At 48.6% G+C, this 20,905-nt stretch carries 13 protein-coding genes; 1 reads left to right on the top strand and 12 read right to left on the bottom strand.

Features of this window, described 5'->3' with window-relative positions:
* Nucleotides 1-43: 43 nt before the first annotated feature.
* The 12 genes from IC229_RS28315 to rpe form a co-directional block, all read right to left on the bottom strand.
* On the bottom strand, nt 44-2,776 hold the full coding sequence (locus tag IC229_RS28315) for a hypothetical protein (RefSeq protein ID WP_190891260.1): 2,733 nt from the start codon (nt 2,774-2,776) through the stop codon (nt 44-46).
* A gap of 121 nt (nt 2,777-2,897) precedes the next feature.
* The gene (locus IC229_RS28320) at nt 2,898-4,289 is read right to left on the bottom strand and encodes a protoporphyrinogen/coproporphyrinogen oxidase (RefSeq protein ID WP_190891262.1); all 1,392 of its coding nucleotides are present in this window, start codon (nt 4,287-4,289) and stop codon (nt 2,898-2,900) included.
* A gap of 118 nt (nt 4,290-4,407) precedes the next feature.
* Nucleotides 4,408-5,172, bottom strand: a complete 765-nt coding sequence (locus IC229_RS28325; protein ID WP_190891263.1) for a glycosyltransferase family 2 protein — start codon at nt 5,170-5,172, stop codon at nt 4,408-4,410.
* A 197-nt stretch (nt 5,173-5,369) separates the two neighbouring features.
* Nucleotides 5,370-6,548 carry an acyltransferase family protein gene (locus IC229_RS28330; RefSeq protein WP_190891265.1) on the bottom strand — a complete coding sequence of 393 codons (1,179 nt, stop codon included), beginning with the start codon at nt 6,546-6,548 and terminating at the stop codon, nt 5,370-5,372.
* A gap of 41 nt (nt 6,549-6,589) precedes the next feature.
* Complete coding sequence (locus IC229_RS28335) at nt 6,590-8,371, bottom strand: hypothetical protein (protein ID WP_190891267.1); 1,782 nt, start codon at nt 8,369-8,371, stop codon at nt 6,590-6,592.
* 9 nt (nt 8,372-8,380) lie between these two features.
* A complete protein-coding gene (locus tag IC229_RS28340; RefSeq protein WP_190891269.1) occupies nt 8,381-9,289 on the bottom strand; it encodes a transketolase family protein in 909 nt (302 codons plus the stop codon).
* Between the two features lie 51 nt (nt 9,290-9,340).
* On the bottom strand, nt 9,341-11,344 hold the full coding sequence (locus tag IC229_RS28345; RefSeq protein WP_190891270.1) for an NAD-dependent epimerase/dehydratase family protein: 2,004 nt from the start codon (nt 11,342-11,344) through the stop codon (nt 9,341-9,343).
* Between the two features lie 80 nt (nt 11,345-11,424).
* On the bottom strand, nt 11,425-12,255 hold the full coding sequence (locus tag IC229_RS28350; protein WP_190891272.1) for a transketolase: 831 nt from the start codon (nt 12,253-12,255) through the stop codon (nt 11,425-11,427).
* A 12-nt stretch (nt 12,256-12,267) separates the two neighbouring features.
* Nucleotides 12,268-14,130, bottom strand: coding sequence for a glycosyltransferase family 39 protein (locus tag IC229_RS28355; RefSeq protein ID WP_190891273.1), 1,863 nt, complete (start codon nt 14,128-14,130; stop codon nt 12,268-12,270).
* A 31-nt stretch (nt 14,131-14,161) separates the two neighbouring features.
* Entirely contained in the window at nt 14,162-16,243 is a 2,082-nt protein-coding gene (locus IC229_RS28360; RefSeq protein ID WP_190891275.1) for an OmpA family protein, read from the bottom strand.
* Nucleotides 16,244-16,362: 119 nt separating this feature from the next.
* Complete coding sequence (locus IC229_RS28365) at nt 16,363-17,763, bottom strand: alpha-amylase family glycosyl hydrolase (RefSeq protein ID WP_190891277.1); 1,401 nt, start codon at nt 17,761-17,763, stop codon at nt 16,363-16,365.
* A gap of 48 nt (nt 17,764-17,811) precedes the next feature.
* Nucleotides 17,812-18,483, bottom strand: a complete 672-nt coding sequence (rpe, locus tag IC229_RS28370) for a ribulose-phosphate 3-epimerase (RefSeq protein ID WP_190891279.1) — start codon at nt 18,481-18,483, stop codon at nt 17,812-17,814.
* A 182-nt stretch (nt 18,484-18,665) separates the two neighbouring features.
* Here rpe and ligA point away from each other — a divergent pair, with 182 nt between their 5' ends.
* Entirely contained in the window at nt 18,666-20,858 is a 2,193-nt protein-coding gene (gene ligA / locus IC229_RS28375) for an NAD-dependent DNA ligase LigA (RefSeq protein WP_190891281.1), read from the top strand.
* Nucleotides 20,859-20,905 lie beyond the last annotated feature (47 nt).

The raw sequence follows: 20,905 nt of genomic DNA on the forward strand, positions 1-20,905 counted from the left end.
GGGTGAAAGGAATAACCCTCTGCCCCATACCCTTACCTCTCTGCTATCTAATTCGTATTCGAAATAACTGAACGGCCTGCTGTGCGCCACTTAGAATGTATAACTCATTGGTACGTTCGTCGAATTGTAGCGCTACCGGGAAATCGCTTGGAATAGGTCTGTCGCCAATAATCCTACCGTTCATGTCGTACAACGTAGTGAAACCTCCCGATTTTACACTGATTAACTCAACACCCGCACCAAGCCGGTGATAACGCACGTTGTTACGTCCCGACTGGAGCGCTCGCACATCGAATCGACGTTGCCCTTGCTGATCCAGAACTGTCAACTCTGTATCCGTAGTACGTAGCAATAACCAGTTTGTTTGGTCCTCGTCCGGAAAGAGCCGGAACTTGTCGCTGCGTACGGGTCGGTATAGCTGCGTACGTTTGGCAATCAGACCGTTAAGATTAATCGTAAACAATTGTCCTTCGTCAGCAATGGTTTGTATAAGCGACTGATTGGGAGGCAACAAGGCAGGGCCACTAAAACTTAGTACAGCTTCATCTTCGTTTTTTCGCTCAATTCGACTGGGGAAATGTGGATACTGAGAGCCATTTTCACGCCAGTAGTTCAACGTACCATCCTTCTGGATCATCAGTACATCCATGCCTTTTTCGGTCGGTATTACCTGAAATGGAAGTTGCGGTGAACTTTTGCGCGGAGCGGTCATGATGCGTACAAATGCCCGACGCTGGCGGTCGAGGGCGTAAATGTGCCCGTCGTGATGCGCTGCAAGTGCTACAAAGTTACGTTGCTGACTGCCTCTTGGCCGGGCAAGGTACGACGTATCAATACCCTGCGGAAGTGGAATAGACTGTAACGTAACTTCTTTCGAAATACGTACCGGGTCGGCAACGTAGAGTGTCCGATCGGTCATGAACAGGTACTGAAGACGGCCATTGTTCAGAAAATCAACGCCGAGTGCATTGCTACGTATTGGTCCGTCGATGTTGCTCTGAACAATTTTATCGCCCTGTGGCGTAACCAGCACGAATTGCCCGGCATTATTCTGAGCGTAAAATTGGGCAGAACTGTCGCTTAAGTTGCCCGTTACAATCGGAGCCGAAATCAAAGGTGCATTGAATTCAGTCTTCTTTTGCAATAGTAACTTATTGAGTACCATCTTACTAGCCCGGCGAGTGGTACGTCCTAACACTACGGTCGACTGAATATTTTCGTTGCCGTAGCTGGCCTGATAGGCCATATTTTCCAGATTAGACAAAGCCGTTGTGCCGGTGGCTGGATCGATACGGTCGAGCAGATTTTGCCAGGCCAGCGGCCAGGTACGTGGAACTGTTGTTTCGGCTCGATTCAGCCGCACAAAAGCGGTAAAATTTGCTGGACGTAGCGTTGCCTTCAAGAATTCGGCCTGCCGCTGGTCAGTTGTCCAGATGGCTCCCCGTTGCACCTGTTGCAGATAATCCTGAAGCGCTTCTTCACTGTTGCCAACAATCAGTGAGGTGCCATGCTGAGTAATCCAGCTTTGCGAAAAACCCAAAAATAAACTACTGAAGAGCGAAGCTGGTAATTCGGATACGTTGAGTTGCAGGAGTTTATGACCCAGATACGTTTTGGGTTGTCCCATATTTCGGGCACCCGCCCGATAAGCAGCCTGCTGGTACGAGTTGGCCAGTTGTTTTCCGTTTTGGGCTGTCAGAATTAGTATCTGACGTAACGTACCGGTTGGCGATTCGAGTCGGCACAACAATAAATCGCTGCCTAGCGATGCATAAAGTGCAGGTGTTATTGGTTCAAGCAGGCTAAACCGATCGCGTAGGAAATCGCTGGAGGCCGAACCCAGCAGATCACGTAGCGACTGACCAAAACGGGTAGCATCACTCACGCTGATGTGATACAACGTAGCAGTCGTCTGTGGGATCAAATGCGGGTGCTGAATACGTTGAGGATTCTGATTGGCGAACAAAGCCGCTACGTCGCGCCGTTCACCGATTTCATCAACTGAATAGCCAATCAGGTGCGTGTGAGCGGCCGACTGGCGAAATTGCAGCGTCAACTGTTCGGGAAGAAACAGCCGAACCAGCGACCCAACGTTACTGAACAACGACTGAAGCACTTCAGGACGTACCGATACACCAGCCTGCAACTGAGCATCGCTACGAAAAGCAGGCCCATTTATGACGGGATCATCCTGATTGAGTTTCAGCGACTGGTGCATCCGTTTAGCTACGTTCTCGATAAGAATGCCAGAAACACTGCCTATCAGAAAATTATCTGTAAGAATAAACGAGCCAATGGGTTCGCCATCGCGGGAAACTAAGTCCCGAATTTTTTCGTCGGCAAACGTATGGCTGAGCACCCGGAACTGGCGGGGATTGGGTGTTGTCACTCGATTCAGAAACTCCTGATCGTTACTGGTAATAGGAACGTAGAAAATGAAATCGAGAGTCGATTTTGAGATTGAATGCAGCGAATAACGAACGTTACGTCCGGAAATGAATTTTAGCACTGTTGCCGAATCGGCGGTGGCGTAAAGAAAACGATTGAGTCGCTGGCGGGCTTCATCGAATACGGGTACCTGACGTATCGACATCTGTGTCCGTAAAACGCGGGCTGGAATGGTATCCTGCAATCGGTCGCTGGCCAGTATCATCAGAGCACCGGGCGGTATAAGGGAGCCAACCGTTTGCGTCGGAGGAACTAGCTGCCGGTATCCTAACCAGCCACCAACTACCAGCACAATTGCTCCAATACCAAGCCAGAGACGTTTTGTCATTTAAAAGTTATAAAGTTGTATGGTTGTAAAGTTATAGGGTTGTAAGGTTATAGAGTTGGTAGTTTGACAAACATAACTATACAACATTATAACCTTACAACCCTATAACTTTAGACCTCAATTATTTTCCCCACATAGCGTTGGCCGTTTCGGGGAAAGGCATTGTTAATTCTGGTACGTTGGTGGCTACACGGTTTGCCCATTCAACACCCTGCATCAGCGAGTGGTCCTGATTACTAACCTCGTATTTCCAGGCGCCAAACCGACCGCGTGAATAAATACCAAACGGTTCCAGTTTTGGCAAAACAGCTTTCAGGATACCGTCCCTTTCGACGGATGGTGTTGGATAGCCATAATCGAAAGCCATGTGGAACGTCGAAATTACGTCATCGGCCGATTCGATAAGCTGATCTTCAATCAACGCGCGAATGGTGTCATCAATCAGCGTTTCGCGATTGACCGGCTTCGCGGCCGATTCACTCGTTTCGGTCATTAACGACCAGTGCTGGTTGATATCCGGTACGTTGTTCGGGCTATAGTTGGAGAAAACCGTTACGCGGTAATAGGGGCTATTATATTCCGGGAAATACATCCAGCACATGGTTTTCAGACTTTCTTTTGGTTTGCCTTTCAGACCGATACCTACTACGTTGGTGGATGAGTGTTTCAGCCCCTGAGCAGTCTGAACAATTTCCGAATCCAGCCCTTCTACCCGTTGTGTAAACAGATCGAGCGGCATGGAACTCATCAGGTATTCATACTCGATTTCCTCGCCGTCGGTCAGTACTATTTTTTTCGACGGACCAATGACTTTATCAACTGTTGTATTCAGTTTGATGTATTCGCGACCAACCAGATTTCCAACGGCCTCCCAGATACCACCCGTACCACCGTGTTTCGGAAACTGGAACGTACTGTTTGGGCCCCACGAGAAATCGTCCTGATCGAAAATGATGTTTTTGGTAACGCGCTGTAAATCAGTGACTGCTACACGTTCGCCTACCCAAACCGCATTCATGTCTTCAGGCGGGAAAGCCCAGACTTTGAAGTTGTACGGAAACATGAAAGTTTCGGCCAGCCCCGGCCCGAACGTAGCGAGAATCCACTCGCGAAAATTGGCCGGTTTCTGATTCGTGGGGAATTTATAGTTGTGGATGATGCCTTCGAGGCATTTCCACATCGTTTCGGGCGTCAGGTATTTAATATTGTTCTGGAATGGATACGGAACAAAGCGTTTCTCGATCCACACCCACGATTCGCGTTGGTGACTAAGCCAGCCATCCTGACCCAACGCCTTGAGCATCAGGTCGTCGAAATATTTATAGTGGGAAAACTGTACGTGTCCACCGACGTCCCATGTAAAGCCCTGTTCATCGATGAAGCTTTTCGACAGTCCGCCAATCCGGTTTTCTTTTTCGAGAACGATGAAGTCGGTAATTCCTAATTCTTTCAGGCGGTACGCTGCTCCAAGCCCCGTCGGCCCGGAACCAATAATGACATATTTATACTTCATACTTTTATTCAAGTTGTAGTATAGAGTTGTATAGTTATAAAGTCGTAAGGTTGTAGAGTTGATGGTCAGAGAGCCCAACTTTACAACCTTATACCTTTACAACTTTATAACTATTTAACTAGGCAACTCCTACGGGTTCTGGTTTTTTGATGGCTTTTACTTTGTCGCCTAGGTCGAACCGGAACTGCGCCAGTTCTTTAAAGCTTTGCATGCAAACTTTCAGCAGTTTCCATTTCAGAATCGAAACGGTACCGGTTTGCCGTTCTTTGTGGGTAATGGGAATATCGAACGTAGTGCCTCCAGCCTTTTTGGCCATAACTGCCAGGAAAATATTGGGAGCGAAAGGAGTGGGGTCTGGTAGTTGGGCCAGCAGTTTTCGCAGGAATGAACCTTTAATCAGCCGGAACGGAATGTTGCTGTCCATGATATACGTACCATAGATCAACGCAATGCTGAACCGCAGAATCCGGGTGATTACCAGGCGGGCGGGTGCGTCATAGCGTTCTTCACGATAGCCCAGAATAAACGGCGATTCATCACGCTTTTCCCATAATTTCACAAAATCGTCGGTGATAAACTGGTCGTCACTATCCGTCTGAAATACGTATTCAGAGTCCAGTGCTACTGCCTGGCGGTACCCATTAACGACCGCATTTCCATGCCCACCGTTTGGTTGATGCACGACCATCAGTTTTGGGTAACGCTCTTTGATTTGGTCCAGAATGGCACCGGTATTATCGCGTGAACCATCATTTACGACAATCAGGCGGGTATTATCGGTGGGAAACTGACGGGTCAGCAAATCGGTCCACTGCTTTACAACGGCTTCAATAACTTCTTCTTCGTTGTAGGCAGGCATTACAATGGATAGCAGAATGCTCATGCAACGTATTTAGGGAATAAAAGGTGGTCCGATTGGGCCGGTCCGCCAATGCAAGGAACAAGCAAGTTGTTCGTATGCTGGTGAATTAAACGGATAAAACGCCACAAATATAGAGAATTCTCTCCGGTTGATTCCCCTATTCGAAAAGGACTTATTGAGCGGACTGAACAAAATAAATTTTTGTTTGGCCTATCTGTTCAATACGAATACCGGTCTTTTAGATTGTTAATTGGCTTTTCAATCAAAAACCAGGAGATTGTAGCCAACGAAACCGTCAGAAAGAGGTAGAAAGAGAATTGGAAAAAATAAGAGCTGTTCAGAAATGGTAATATATCAGTAATCCGTCGCCAGGCTCGTATTGTAAAATGAGTAGGCTGTGTATGGTACACATTAAAGACGAAATTGTGATACAGATACAGCCCATAACTGATACGTCCCATATACTGACTGACGGGATTTTCCAGCACCCACTGCATGACACCACCAAAGCCCAGCACGGCCCGACCAATCAGGAAGAATCCGACCAATGAAGCTCCCAAACGCTCCCAAACGTCGGACATGATGTTGTGGTGTCCCGTCCACCCGTGCAAATCAGGAACGGCAGGTAGTATTTTGGTCATAGCCATAATACCCACAAACAGCAACAGACTGAGCACAAGTCGGTACGTTGGGCGAAAAACCTGCTCAAAACGGTCACGCTGATACAGCCACCAATACGCCATGATGGCTCCCAGCCCAAACGAATCCAGGCAGGCGGGCATCGATACGTAGCCGATGAACCAGGGCATACGAGCGCGGAACAGTACGTAACGTAACGTAACACCGCCGACAATCATCAACGTAGCAGTCAACGGCACCCACCGACGGGGAACAAAGAAGAGTAATAGCGGGAAAAATAAATACACCTGCTCCTCAACCGCCAGCGACCAGAGGTGGTCGACCGTACCCATCCACGTACCATAATATGCCATGTAAATATTGCTGGCATAGAGGACTAACCAACCAATAGTTCGGCGAACGGGAGGCTCATCGATGAGGTAGAGTACAAAAAGCGTAAGGTAATAAACCGGAAAAATGCGAAGGGTTCGGCGGATGTAAAACGTTTTGAGATAGCTTCCTAAGCCACCTGACGGCCGATTCTGAAGTTTGTCTTTGCTCGATAAGAGAATTCGGGTGATGAGAAACCCGCTCAATACGAAAAATATTGTCACGCCCAGAGCACCGAGGGGCAGTTCAAAATTCCCCGACGGCCAGTGTTCAGCCATCCAATGGTCGAACAGAACCAGGCCCACGGCCAGAAACCGAATGCCATCTAACTGCCGAAGGTGATTCAGAACCGGACGTGAAGGGGCAGTTACTGGAGTGTTCGTTTGCATAAAAAAGGAATTGCGTAATCAGTGCGTTGCTACGTTACTGATTACCAGTTCTTGGACGTTGACTGGACGGGTGGTCCTTCGGTAAAAATAGTTTGGTTGGTCGGGTAAATTTCCGCCTTGCGGTTATTGTCTGAAATGGTCAGAATAAACAGCTGATACGTACCATGCTCCAAATCGATTGATAGAAAACGTCCTTTAAAGCCATCCGTGAACAGATTCGCGGGCATAAATTTCGCACTGCGTATCGAACGCAGGTTCTGCCAGACCGGAAAAAGATAGGTGCGTTTATCCGAACGAGCTATCAGATACGTACCATTATCACCCAACCCGCCTGCCGGAATCGTCGAATTTTGAACCATAAATGCATTCGCGACTTTGGAAACCTGCAAATCGGTAACGGGCTTCTGAGCTGGTGCATAGATCGTTTGCAGATGTGAGTCGTAGAAAGCCGGAGCCGAATCCGTATAGTGTTCGGACACTGAATCAGACGTAGCGACCGGGCTGTTAGTCGTGTATGTCCAATTGAATTGACTGGTCGTAAACCAGTGCCGCCACCAGATCGTTTCATCCAGAAAAGAGAGATACGAAATGGCTGCAAAAGCGACAGCTCCTACACCACCGCCAACCAGCAACCAGCGGCCGATACGTTCTCCCGACGTAGCAATCAGGTAAACGTACAGCAGCGCCAGTAGTGTGAGAGAATACATTTTATAGCGGCTGGTTATCAGGATTTCAGCGCCAAAACCCGTCCGTGCCCAGGCTACAATGGCTGCCGTACCAAGCAGAAAAGCGGCACAAGCCCAGAAAAACAACGTAATGGCTGGAATAGCCTCTTGGTTTGTTTTTTCGGAAGATTTTAAACGTAGCAGATTCCGAACAGCATTAGCAATAGCGAAACGATACCGGAACACAGACCACCCAATCAAACCGATTGATATAATGGCCATCAAACCACCTAAGGCAATGCTCGAACGTAGCGGAGAGCCAATTGGAACAACTTCAGCGGCTGCGCCCGTAAAAGCGAACCAACCTTTTAGCAAGTCGATTATCCCCGGACGAACGTAGGCAATATCCTGCGGTTTTTCGAATCCCGTAAAATACAATCCGATGACAATGCCCCCACCGACAAGCCAGCTGATCAACGAACGTAGCGTGCGGTTGCCAGACGTAGTGCTACGTAACAGAATGATCAGTAATCCAATTGGCCAGACAACCAGCCCGTTACCGCTGGTGATAGTGGCTAACGTAGCAGCTATAAAAGCTAGCCCCCAATGACGGGTATAACTCAGGAAATAGAAGGCGGCAATGATCCAGAGTACCACCGAGAAATTTTGCAGGGCGGCCATGCCCCAATACATATTTTCCCAGTGAGACAGGTTGAATATCAGTAACGATACAGGTATGGCATACAATATTGACTTACCCGCTCGATTCAAAACGGCAATGAACAAGGCCAGCAACCCGACTAAGCTCAGGTTACCGACTACCATCAAGTGTACAAAATTGAGTTTACTAAATAACCAGTAATCCAGCAACGTAACGATGCGATCATAAACAATTCGGTGTTCGTTATGCTGCTTAAAAAGCTGGTAAATTTTGCCCGAAAACGTGGTTTCCTGATCGGAATAATACAGAAAGGCACGTAACGCGTGGTCGTCCCACTTCGGGATGTTGATGGCATATGCATTCCAGACCAGCGCGAAGACGACAACAGGCAGGGCTACGAGCAAATAACCAAGCCAGGTCCATACCAAAGTTTTAGACTCCAGCGTAGACTGGTGCCGATGGGCTGATTGTGACGTATCGGTGGTTGAGGTCAGCACAGATGAATACTAATTGGTGAACGAAGCCAGATGCCGGGCGATGTTGGCTGGGTCGAGTCCGGATAATTGCTGGTGGTACTTCTGATCGCCATACAAACCGTTCGGATACCCCTGCGCCGACAAACTCACAAAATGACTAGGGGCAGCACCATCGGCCAATAATTTTACCGACAATTGCTGTGCCAGTCCGCCAATCGATACGTGCTCTTCGACAACCAGCAAAGGTTTACCAGCCAAGCGATGAGCCAGATCATTAGGAAGGTCCAGTGGGAGGTTCGTAGCCGTGAACACGTCGAATTGATCAACGAGCAACTCATCTTTCAGTGCGGTTAATACGTTAGCTGCCACTGGTCCAAGGGCCACTACGTTGCCTATTGAGGCCGTACTATGTACAATATGTTTAAACGAGCCATACGTTTGGGCACCGTCGGGAGTATTCGCCCCAGCACCCAACCGCAGATACGTAGGACGGCCTTCAGCGACAATCTGTTCGAGCATCGGCTCTACTTCATCGGCGAATGCAGGAATGTACGTATTGACATTTTGAAGACTGCTCAGGCAAGCCAGATCTTCGATGGCGTGGTGCGTGCTGCCCATGATGCCATACCCATACCCACCCCCATTTCCGACCAGAAAAACAGGCATTTTATGCAGGCAAACGTCATTCCGAAACTGCTCCAGACAGCGGTAGACCACAAACGGAGCAATGCTGTAGCAAAACACCTTATAGCCTTTGTAAGCCAGACCCGCGGCCACACCGACCATGTTTTGCTCGGCGACACCGGCATTGATGAACCGAGGTCCTAAGGCATCTACTACGTTCTCCAGAGCATTATAGCCCAGGTCGCCCGTAATGAAAATGATTTTATCATCTTCCCGCGCAATACGTTCAATGGCGGCTGAAAATTCTTTTCGCATAGCGTTTATAGACGGTCGTCTAGTATTGCTGATGAAATTGACGTAGTATCCTTACTTACTCTTTCGCTGCTCCACCAACGTACTGATTTCGGCTGCGGTTTTATACACACGCTGGCCTTTGCGGACCATCGTTCGGATAAATTTCGGGCGTTTTTTTGTCTCCTCAAAAATCTTGCTGATGTACTCGCCTAGAAACGAAATGCCCAGCAGGTTGATTCCACCGAAAAACATTACCAGGACAATAACGGTCGATAAACCGTAGGGTGTATTCGGATCAAAGTTGAGTAGCCGCGACAGAATTTGCCAGACAATTCCCAGCATCGACAGACCCGTGAGCACAAAACCGGCGTAGGTCATCAGCTCCAATGGCGCAAAACTGAACGAGAAAATGGCCTTTTTCGCCCACCAGATGTTCTTGGTCCAGTTGTTGGTCGATACGCCAAACATCCGCTCCGGTCGCACGTAATCGACGCCCGTTTGCCGGAAACCTACCCAGGCCCGCAGACCACGTAGAAATTGCTCAGTTTCGGGAAGATTGACCAGTTCGCGGACAACTTTCCGGTCGATCATCGAAAAATCACCAGCGTCGACGGGGATATTGATATACGCCGTTCGTTTGAACAGACGATAGAATTGCTTGTAGAAAAAGTGAACGTGTGGTGCCATTTCGCGCTGAACCCGAACACCATACGTAACGTCGAAGCCCTCCTGCCACTTTTCGTAAAACTTCGGAATGATTTCGGGCGGGTCCTGTAAATCGCCATCCATTAGCACCACGGCATCGCCCGTGGAAATCTCCATCCCGCTTAAAAAAGCCGACTGCGAACCGAAATTCCGCGAATGCTTAATCGCTATTACGTTCGGATCTTTGGCGCAAATCTCGTTCAGTACGTCGTCGCTGTTGTCGGGTGAGTTATCGTTGACGAAAATGATTTCGTAACGTACCTTCATTTCGTTGAAAGTCTTCACCAGCCGTTCATACATGTACGGAATGGCCTGCGCATCTCTATAACACGCAATAATGGGCGAAATAACCGGATTGAGCGTGGGCGTCTGGAATGCCGGAATCACCCGACCTTCATAGTCATGCGACTCCTGCCAATCGGCCGTCCTGCGCAAGCCGTCTCCCAGCGACGTAGTAGCTTTCCAGCCGAGGTCGGCTTCGGCGGCTGTTGGGTCGCCATACCAGTCTGAAAGGTCCCAGTTACGGTTCGTCATGCTTCCCCATACCGGCTCCTGCGCCAGACCAAAGGTTTCCCGCGCTACGTCGACCAACTCGCGCATGGTCGTTTTTTTTCCGGTTGCGATGTTATACGAACGCCCGCGAATAGTAGAATTTACACGTAGTGCCGCCTGTACGAAAGCCGAAACGCAGTCGTCGATATACACAAAATCGCGGCTAATGTCGGGTGAAACCAAAGGCGGTAATTTTCCCTTCAGGTTCTCTTCCACGAGTCGCGGAATGAGCCGGTCGGGTTCTTCCCAGCCTCCGTAAATGGAATAAAGACGAAGATTTAACGTATTAAGGCCGTGAACTTTGGCGTAGTATTCGAGTGTATAAGCCCCCGAAACCTTCGAAACGGCGTAGTGACTATTGGGCTCAACACGGTCGGTTTCTTTAGGGGCCGTACAGTTAAATCCGTACTCCGAACTACTTCCCGCATGGATATATACCATGTCGGACGTAGTATTTTCGAGGATATTAACCGTGCCTAGTACGTTGGTTTCGTAGGTCAGACCAACGTTTTTCTGTTTACTATACGCACCGTAAGCCGCCAGATTGAAAATGGTACGTGGTTTCAGGCGGCTAAAAACGTCATGCACCGACGTATTGGACAAAATATCGCAATGGACAATATTCTCGGCGGGTACGTCTAACAGCTTGAGTCGCCAGGCTTTAGTGGCATCGTGGGTGAGCGCGTACACATCCTTGCGGACGCGGAAAAGTTGCTCATACAGGTTGGCACCAATAAAGCCACTGGCTCCAAAAACAACAATAGGCCCGTTGAGCTGGGCAATGGTAGAAGGTAGCAAATTAGCAGCAGACTGATTCATTCAGACCGCAATATTACGGCAAAAGCCCGGATATGCTTTATTGAAGTCTAGTTTTATACCCAACGGCAAGTCAGAACTACCTACGCCTGCGTCGTCTGTGCAAGCAAATAGCGTTCGTTCACGTCGGCGCAGGCTTGTTCGTACTGAGCTTCGGTCATGGGCAGGTAGTGCCATTCGAGCTTGTTTTCCATATACGATACGCCTTTTCCTTTAACTGTATTGGCAATCAGGACTTTAGGTTTACCATTCGACGAAGCTGTCAACTGGTCTACTGTAGCCAAGATTTCGTCAACGTTGTGTCCATCGGCTTCAACCGTCTCAAAACCAATTGCTTTCCAGGTACGTACATCGGCCGTATCACCCAATACGTTAGCGGTCTTGTCGAAACCCTGTAAACCATTTTTATCGACCAGAATAATCAGATTATCCAGTTGGTGCTGCATGGCAAAATGGGCGGCTTCCCAGGTCGTGCCTTCGTTGGTTTCGCCATCCGACATGAGTACAAACACCCGCCCGCCATCACCAAGCATTTTACTAGCCTGTGCAATGCCCGTACCAATAGGCAGTCCGTGCCCCAACGAACCCGTTGCAAATGGAATTCCCTTATGCTGGTTTGGCGCGGGGTGAGCCGGTAACGTAGTGCCATTATGGTAATACGTTGCCAGTTCCGCATCAGAAATATCGCCGAGGTGGTTCAGACACGCGTAAAGTGATGCCGCTGCGTGTCCCTTTGAAAGCAGGAACGTATCCTGATCGCGTTTGCGGAGCAGCAATGTAGCAATCATCAAATCGACGCAACTCAACGAGCAGCCGATATGGCCAGCGTGCGCCTGATGATAAAGACTCAGAATTTTGAGTCGTAATTGACCTTGTAACGATTGAAAGTCAGTTAGTTCTGTTGTCGAAGTCATATTCTTATTGGGCTACCCACCGTAACGATACGTAGTGCCTTTGAAGTCAAAAATAGTAATTTTTTGGCCCGAATTTCCCTTTACCAACACAATCCGGTCAGGTTCGTTCGGATCGACGCGCTGTATATACTGTGCATCTTTCGGCAGATAGACATTCACCATTTGGGCATCAATGAGTGTAACTGGCGAATAGGTTTTGTCTATGGCTTCCGAATAAATCTTACGTTCCTTGTTTGGATACAGAATTGTATCGCCCGGCGCATATAACTCCTTCAATTTCTGTGCCGATGACCAGTATGGATTGGCAATACGTGGTTTATCGAAAAACGTGTATTTCGGCGCTTTATCTGCGTAAATGTCACCCAGAAGCTGAACTAAAAATCCGCTCTGAATCAAGAGAATAACCGCAATCGGAGCACTAAACCACCATCGGATTCGAGTCAACTGGATCAATCCCATCGCAACAAAAATGCAAACGTAGGCAAAGGATACACTCGAATACCGCTGCGTAATTCCGAACGTATGACCAGAGCGCCAGGCCATAAAAAGCAGAAAAAGCGTTGGCAAAAAAGCAAGCAGTACTAAAAGTATAAGCAGCCGTTTCTGATGGGTTTTGATTGTCTCAACAACGTAACGACTAATGAGATACACAAATGGAATAGCCGCCGACAGCACCAGCAAACGTAGCGGTACTACTGAATAAATAGGTATTCCGATCAGGAACAGCACTGGTAGCGCTACGTATACCCAGGTCGGTGGGTTCGCTACGTTGCGATACTTATGAATGATGAACGTAGCAATGGAACCGATGGTGAACGCAAGCAGCGAATTCTTCAGACCACCTAAAGCTGGCCCCAGTCCATTGATAAAAATAAAGAGGTCCGAAAAAATGGGAATTGCTCGTTTGGCAATATTGGGAATGGTGGCCGGTAAAATCGTCCCGAACTCACTTCCGGTTGGATTCGTCAACGCGATTTTTCTGTATAAATCCGCTTGATTTTTAAGGGTGAAAAATGTGTATTTGCCCCCACCAAATAAAAACCACAACACAATCGGTACCAGCCCAATTATACCCGTTACGCCTAGTGCCACCCAGGCATGAAGCTTACGTAGAAACAAAGCAGCATATAAGCCGTGGCAAAGAAATACGACGACTGCCAGATAATGCGACAGCGTTGATAGAATAAACAATAGGCCATAAGCGACATAAAGTGGCAACAAGCCTCCCTCTTTATATCGCGGTCCTGTCGTCGATGCATCTGATGTGGATTTAGGAGGCTGGACGCGCTCCATAATGATCAGAAATACATACGTGGACAGTATCGTCAGAAAAATCGTCATCTGGTAGTTCCTCGCAATGTGGCTTGAGGCCACAAAAAAAGGTTCTATCGCAGCAATGGCGGCACTTGTCAGCGCTAACGTATCGATAGTACTTAGGCCGAAGAAGGAAGACGTATCGTTACGTACTACGTTACGAAAATGACGCCGGACGAATACGAACAGCAACCACACTACCAACGTACCGAAAATGACCGATGGCATACGTAACGACGCATCACTCAGTCCGAAAATCTTGAGCCATACCCAAAGCATGCCATAATACACAGGACTGTTGCCAATGTCGCCCCGGATGTTGGCTTCCATAAAATCATTGAAGGTTTTGGGCTTCCAGAATTCGGCCGGCGTGAAGTACGTTTTGCTGAAAACGTCTTTCTGATTATAGCCTTCCAAAACGACGCTCTGGCTGATGAGTAACGTCGATTTTTCGTCGAAATAGATGCCGTACGTACCGATTCGGTACAGGCGAAGCCCCAGCGCTAACGCCAGAATGAGGCCTAATAGAACGACTGTGTTACGGGAGAATTGGGAAAACATCGGGCCAAAACTACGCGCAAAATCCCGGTTCTCATAGTTTCAGAATGGTGAATTCTACTCTCCGGTTCTGTTTGCGTTTTTCTTCGGTTTCGTTGCTGGCAATGGGTTTGCTGGGTCCCCAGGCTTTCGTTTGAATGCGAGTATCTACAATTCCTTTGCCCGTGAGGTACTCTTTTACTACCCGAACGCGGTCTTCAGAAAGCTTCATGTTGGGCTCCCATTCGCCCTGATTATCAGTGTGTCCCTCAATCAGCAATTCCATGTTTGGGTATTTTTCCAACATGGAAACCACCCGATCCAACTCGGTATTGGCACCCGGCAACAGTTCGAATTGGCTCTGCTGAAACAGGACTTCGCGCATCACAATCTTCTGCCCCGGCTCAATTTTAACCAGATACAGATTTTTTTTGATGTCGCGAAAACGCTTGTCTTTGCTTAAATCAAGCGTTTCAGTGGTCGGAAAATAGCCGTCTTTGCTGGCGACTAAATTGTAGGTCTTCTGGGTTGGTAGAATTAATTTATACTCACCCGTTTCAGGATTGTATTCAACTTTGGAAATCTCTTTTTGACTCTGATCGCCGAAGATTCCAGAGACAACCTCCGACGCAACCGGCTTTTTACTCTTTGCATCCAATACCTGCCCCGATACGATAGCAACGGGGTCGGGTTTAATGGCCGGATATAATTTCAACCGAAAAATGTCGTCCTCACCCACCGAACCTGCCCGTGAACTCAGGTAAGCGAAGTCGCCAGCGGCTGGAATGGTGAAATAGCCATCCCACTCATCCGTATTGATGGATGGACCCAGATTTTCAGGTTCGCTCCAGTTTCCCCAGGATTCATCGAGCCGGCGACTCACGAAAATATCGCCGTTTCCGTAGCCCGGATGCCCCGCCGACGTAAAGTAAAGCGTGCGGCCATCGGCGGCCAGAAACGGTGAACTTTCAGAATCGGCCGTGTTGATAACGCCACCAAGGGAAACCGGCTCGGTCCAGGTTTGATCGGGTTTGAGAAGTGATACGTAGAGGTCGCGGTCGCCACGGGTGTCTTTTCGCTGCACCGCCAGAATAATCGCCTGACCGTTGGGTGCTACACAGAACTCTAACTGATTCTTTTCGTGCAGGTTATAATTGTTGGCGATTTTACATTCAACCGGCTGCGACCAACCCGCTTTGGTACGTATCGAACTGGAAATACCAAACGTCATGCCCCCATCGGGCTTATAGACATTGATTAAGTAAGCAGTACGTCCGTCGGAGGTCAAGCCGCTGATGGCATTGTCGCCCGCGTTGTTAATGGGCGAACCGATGTTGACCGCTTCACTCCAAATCGGCTGACTGCCACTACCTCCGGATTCTAACGTAGAATACCAAACGTCCTGGCGGTTGGGCGAACCCGTATTGGCTTTGTTGAAATTTCGGGTGAAATAAAGTGTGCGGCCATCAGGCGAAATAACGGGAGCCACCTCCTGACCGTTCGAATTAACCGTTTTTCCAAGATTCTCTTTCTTCAGGTCTTTGGGCGTATCTTTTGAAATGTTGAGGCCGACAGTGACAGGATTCGTATCTTCCGAAATCCCAATCGCATCAATCTGATTCAACCCTTTAAGAGCTGCCCCATTGATGAACACCTTAACCTGCTGGCATAGAAAAACAGCAGAATCTTTCGGGAAAATCCGCGTCATAGGGTCGGTTTGCGCTTGAATACCCGTCGACTGAAACACAGTGTGCTCCGCCCCTTTTTCATCAAATACTACGACTTTGACGACCGAACCCGGATTCACGTTTTCGGCGATCACAATCTGTCGGGCACGTAGTGGATTGGCAAACGCTACGTGAATCCATTCATCCGCCGTACCATCGACGTAGAAAGGGGCCCAGGCACAGGGACTTTCACCCATTTCAGGTAATTTGCTAGGATGCCCCAGTGCCTGAGACGCCCGGTATTGTTCGCCGGTTGGTTCGCCCTTTTTCTCCGACGAAACACCAACCACACGACTAGCCCATTGAACCGAACTTTGTGAGGTTTTAGGTTGAGGTGCAGACGGCTGTGCCCCACAAACCAACGTAACCGTTAGAACCAGAAAATGGGTCAAAATGCTCCAAACACGCATAAATCGTCAACCAATGAGCAATTGTTGTTTCTATAAACTTCGTTTAAGGTTAGTACGTAACAACGTAGTAAGTGCGGAAGAAACGTTACGTTGTTACGTTAGGTAAGTTAAGAAAAAACTTAATTGGTCAGTACGCGATACTCCCAGGGTTTGAGCGTGACTACCATCTCCGTTCTCAATTCGACTCCCTGGTGGCTGAATACGTCCGTATACATGCCCGTATATGAATCACCCAATAAATGCCCCGTTACGGGCTGGTTACTCAGGTTAATCATCACCACAACCCGGTCGTTATCCCGCTGTCGGTAAAACGCATATAGTTTATTATCGTGGTCGGTATTGATTTTGGTGGCTGGGCCTCCATCAAGACCATTCCAGAGTGCTTTGTTTCGGTGTTTTAACGTAAGAAGCGTTTTGAAAAAATTGCTTTTCGTATAATTACCCCAGACAATCGTATCTTTTTCAAAAACAGCTAACCGTTTCGTTAAATTAGATTCCATTCCGTTATAAACCAAAGGCATACCTTCCAGCGTACTGCTCAGGACAATAATAGCATCAGCCGCTGGACCAAATAACTCGGCCAACGTACCATTATTGGTATTTTCGTCGTGATTCTGGGTAAACATCATCTGGTAATACCACATCGGAAAACGCTCCTGATTGGCTTCCCGCAGCGAATCGATCTTGTCGGCCGTTCGAGCTCCTTTGGCTACCGCTTTCAGCATGTTGTGCATACTCCAGCCGTAGTTCATGTTGAAACAGGATTTCAACTGATTCGGGTCATCTTCCCACTCAGCCAGCATAAAAACCGTTTTGATTTTATCGAGTTGAGGACGTAGCGAGGTCCAGAAATCATTGGGTACCAGACCCGCTATGCTACAACGGTATCCATCGACATCGCATTCTTTCACCCAATATTGCATAGCCTCAACCATACCCTTACGTAACGCCGGATTGGTATAATCCAGTGCAATAACATCGGTTTGTTTAGCGGGCTTACCCGTTCGTGGGTCGATGGGGGCTATCATTTTACCATTTACTTTAACGTACCAGTCAGGGTGTTCCTTCACCCAAACGTGATCCCAGCCCGTATGACTAGGCACCCAGTCGAGAATGACACGCAGCCCCAGCGCATGAGCCCGGTTCACCAGCGATTTAAAGTCAGGTAACGTACCGTAGTCTGGATTGACAGTCTTGTAATCCGCCACCGCGTACGGATTTCCCAGTGTCCCCTGCTTATTCAACTGGCTAATAGGGTAAATAGGCATGAACCAGATAATATCGACACCTAGCTCTTTTAGCCGGGGAAGCTGGGTTTCAATGGCTTTAAAGTTGCCCTGGGGTGAAAACTGACGCGGATTTATTTCGTAGATCGTTGCATTTTTCGCCCATTCGGGAGCAGGAGGAGCCACATGGGCGGAGTCGGCAGAATTGGCTTCAGTTTTTGTCTTTTCTTTATCACGACAAGCCGTTGCCAGGAATAGCAAACTGAGTACGACAGCCAGGTGGGTTTTCTTCATAAAGGTATTCCTGCGTTCAATTGGATAAAGAAAGTTGGTCTAACGTAATTAAGCAATCATAGGCTGGCCGCTTTGTTTCAGCAGACGAATGGCTTCCACTGGATCCGTAGCTCCAAAAACCGAACTCCCGGCTACCAGAATATCAGCCCCGGCACTGTGTAAAGCCTGTGCATTGTTAAGCCCTACACCACCATCGATTTCGATAAGCGCCGACGATTGATTGGCTTTCAGTAACTGTTTTAAATTCGCTACTTTCTGGAGCGTGTGTGGAATGAATGATTGACCGCCGAAGCCGGGATTAACGGACATAATTAGTATCACGTCGATATGTTCCAGCACGTCTTCGAGGCCAGAAACGGGTGTGTGCGGGTTCAGGGCAACACCAGCCCGGCAACCTAGCTGACGAATGTGCGTAAGCGTTCGGTGCAGGTGCGTACAGGCTTCATAATGAACATGAATCACCGATGCGCCCCCTTCTGCAAACGCGTCAACGTAGCGGTCGGGATCGGTAATCATCAAATGTACGTCAAGAGGTTTCTGACAGTACCGACGGGCGACTTCCAGAACAGGAAACCCAAAGGAAATGTTAGGAACAAACACGCCATCCATGACATCGAAATGAAGATAATCGGCCTCACTTTGATTCACCCGTTCCAGTTCGCGCTGTAGATTGGCAAAGTCGGCGGCAAGCAGCGATGGAGCAATGAGAGGCAGCGTCATGGGTTTATAATGTCAGGGCATCAATTAATTATTTATCAAGCAATTACAATGCCCTTTCTAGAACTTGCTGATTTTTTTGTTCCGTAAAACTACTATTTTTTTGCTTGAACGAGGAAACAAACCCAATATTGCCGACTCCAAAAAGTGCCAGATTTACTAAGTAACTAATTTGCCAGATTTCCATGACGCCCCAGGAACGTATTGCCGAACTCTCAGATCGTCTGAATTATTACAATTATCAGTATTACCAGAACAGCCTTTCGGAAGTAGATGATTTTACATTCGATCAGCTGCTGACCGAACTTACTGAGCTGGAAAAACAGTATCCAGAATTTCGTCGATCTGATTCGCCGACGGTCCGCGTGGGGGGGGCTATCAGTAAGGAGTTTGCGACGGTATATCACCGCTTTCCGATGCTCTCGCTGGGCAATACGTACTCAGAAAGCGATTTAATTGAGTTCGACAACCGCGTCCGTAAGGGCCTGAACGGACAGCCTTATGAATATGTCTGCGAACTGAAATTTGACGGTGTCGCCCTCAGCATGACCTACGAAAATGGCGTTCTGATTCAGGGCGCGACCCGTGGCGATGGCGTGCGTGGTGATGACATCACGAACAACATACGTACCATCCGAACGGTACCGCTACGTGTGGAGTGGCAGAGAGGAAAGGGGAGAGGGCACGGGGAAAAGGGTATTGATAAAGAAGCTGAAGGGCAGTTGGCTCTTTCCTTCGACAGCAACGTAACACCCTCCGCCCAAGGCCCTCTGCCCGAAGCTCAAATCCCTGCGCTTTTCGAAGTTCGGGGGGAAGGTTTTTTGCCGTTGGCTGAGTTCAATCGGATTAATAAGGAACGGGAAGATATTGGCGAACCACTGCTCGCTAACCCACGTAACGCAGCGTCCGGTACGTTCAAACAGCAGGATTCTGGAGCCGTGGCTCGTCGGCGACTGGACTGTTATATCTATTCGTTTCTGTCTGAACAGGACATCTTCCAGACGCACGAAGTAAGCCTGATTGCCATGAAAGAGTGGGGATTTAACGTATCGCCGACCTGGCGAAAATGCGCTGACATCCGGGACGTAATGAATTATATTAATGAGTGGGAAACCAAACGATTCGACCTGCCATTGGGCACCGATGGAATCGTTATCAAGGTGAATCGTTACGATCAGCAGCGCGAACTGGGTTATACGGCAAAAAGTCCGCGCTGGGCCATTGCGTTCAAATATAAAGCCTTGGCTGCCAGTACGGTTTTAAATGGAATCCGGTATCAGGTCGGCCGGACGGGAGCCGTAACGCCGGTGGCTTTGTTAACACCAGTACTGCTGGCTGGTACTACCGTGAAGCGGGCTTCGCTGCACAACGCCAATGAAATCGAGCGGTTAGGTGTCCGGTTGTTCGATACCGTATTCGTCGAAAAAGGGGGCGAAATTATCCCGAAAATAACCGGCGTAGACCTGAACCGACGTACGGAGCAGAGCCAGCCGATTATTTACCCGACAACCTGCCCGGCCTGTGGTACGCCCCTAATTCGGAAAGAAGGCGAAGCGCATTTTTATTGCCCCAACGAACGCGGATGCCCACCGCAACGCCAGAGTCGTTTTGAGCATTTTATCCAGCGTCGGGCCATGAACATCGAAAGCTTGGGCGAAGGGAAAATTGAACTGCTCATCGACCGAGGCTTAGTCGAAACACCCGCTGATTTATATGACCTTACGTTTGATAAATTGCTGGGCATTGAAAAAGTATTTATTGAGGAAGAAACAATGGACCCTGCAACCAGCGAAGTGATTCCGGGCAAAAAACGGGTAGTGAGTTTCCGCGAGAAAACGGTTGAAAATATTCTGACGGCTATTGAACGGTCGAAAGCGCAGCCCCTGGCTAACGTATTGTTTGCGTTGGGGATACGCTACGTTGGTAACACTACCGCCGAAAAACTAGTCGATTATTTTGGCTCGATGGATGCCATCATGAATGCTACGTTGGACGAACTACTAGCCGTTCCTGACACGGGTCCACGTATCGCAGAAAGCATTGTCGCCTGGTTTTCCGACGCTGATAATCGTGCGTATGTAGAGCGGCTTCGAGCAGCGGGATTGCAGTTTGTTGGTGAAAAGAAAGTGGTTGAACAGGAAGGTGATACGTTAGCTGGCAAAACCTTTCTATATAGCGGAACCTTCGCCAATTTCACCCGTGAAGAACTGGAAAGCCGGATTGTGGCCAACGGTGGTAAACTGTTGAGCGGCATCTCCAAAAAATTGAACTACCTGATTGTCGGCGAGAACGCGGGCCCGTCGAAAGTCGATAAAGCGCAGAAACTCAACGTACCAATGATTAGCGAAGATGAGTTTCTGGCGATGCTGGAGGTGTAGCTGCGGTCGGCTATCTTTATGTACTAACGTAACGCAGGTGAAAACCC

Source organism: Spirosoma profusum, assembly GCF_014699005.1.
GTDB classification, from domain to species: Bacteria; Bacteroidota; Bacteroidia; order Cytophagales; family Spirosomataceae; genus Spirosoma; species Spirosoma profusum.

Bases quoted from the DNA above. Each gene is read 5' to 3' on its own strand.
- IC229_RS28315 (WP_190891260.1), bottom strand. From the start codon at position 2,776: ATGACAAAACGTCTCTGGCTTGGTATTGGAGCAATTGTGCTGGTAGTT.
- IC229_RS28320 (WP_190891262.1), bottom strand. From the start codon at position 4,289: ATGAAGTATAAATATGTCATTATTGGTTCCGGGCCGACGGGGCTTGGA.
- IC229_RS28325 (WP_190891263.1), bottom strand. From the start codon at position 5,172: ATGAGCATTCTGCTATCCATTGTAATGCCTGCCTACAACGAAGAAGAA.
- IC229_RS28330 (WP_190891265.1), bottom strand. From the start codon at position 6,548: ATGCAAACGAACACTCCAGTAACTGCCCCTTCACGTCCGGTTCTGAAT.
- IC229_RS28340 (WP_190891269.1), bottom strand. From the start codon at position 9,289: ATGCGAAAAGAATTTTCAGCCGCCATTGAACGTATTGCGCGGGAAGAT.
- IC229_RS28345 (WP_190891270.1), bottom strand. From the start codon at position 11,344: ATGAATCAGTCTGCTGCTAATTTGCTACCTTCTACCATTGCCCAGCTC.
- IC229_RS28350 (WP_190891272.1), bottom strand. From the start codon at position 12,255: ATGACTTCGACAACAGAACTAACTGACTTTCAATCGTTACAAGGTCAA.
- IC229_RS28355 (WP_190891273.1), bottom strand. From the start codon at position 14,130: ATGTTTTCCCAATTCTCCCGTAACACAGTCGTTCTATTAGGCCTCATT.
- IC229_RS28360 (WP_190891275.1), bottom strand. From the start codon at position 16,243: ATGCGTGTTTGGAGCATTTTGACCCATTTTCTGGTTCTAACGGTTACG.
- IC229_RS28365 (WP_190891277.1), bottom strand. From the start codon at position 17,763: ATGAAGAAAACCCACCTGGCTGTCGTACTCAGTTTGCTATTCCTGGCA.
- rpe (WP_190891279.1), bottom strand. From the start codon at position 18,483: ATGACGCTGCCTCTCATTGCTCCATCGCTGCTTGCCGCCGACTTTGCC.
- ligA (WP_190891281.1), top strand. From the start codon at position 18,666: ATGACGCCCCAGGAACGTATTGCCGAACTCTCAGATCGTCTGAATTAT.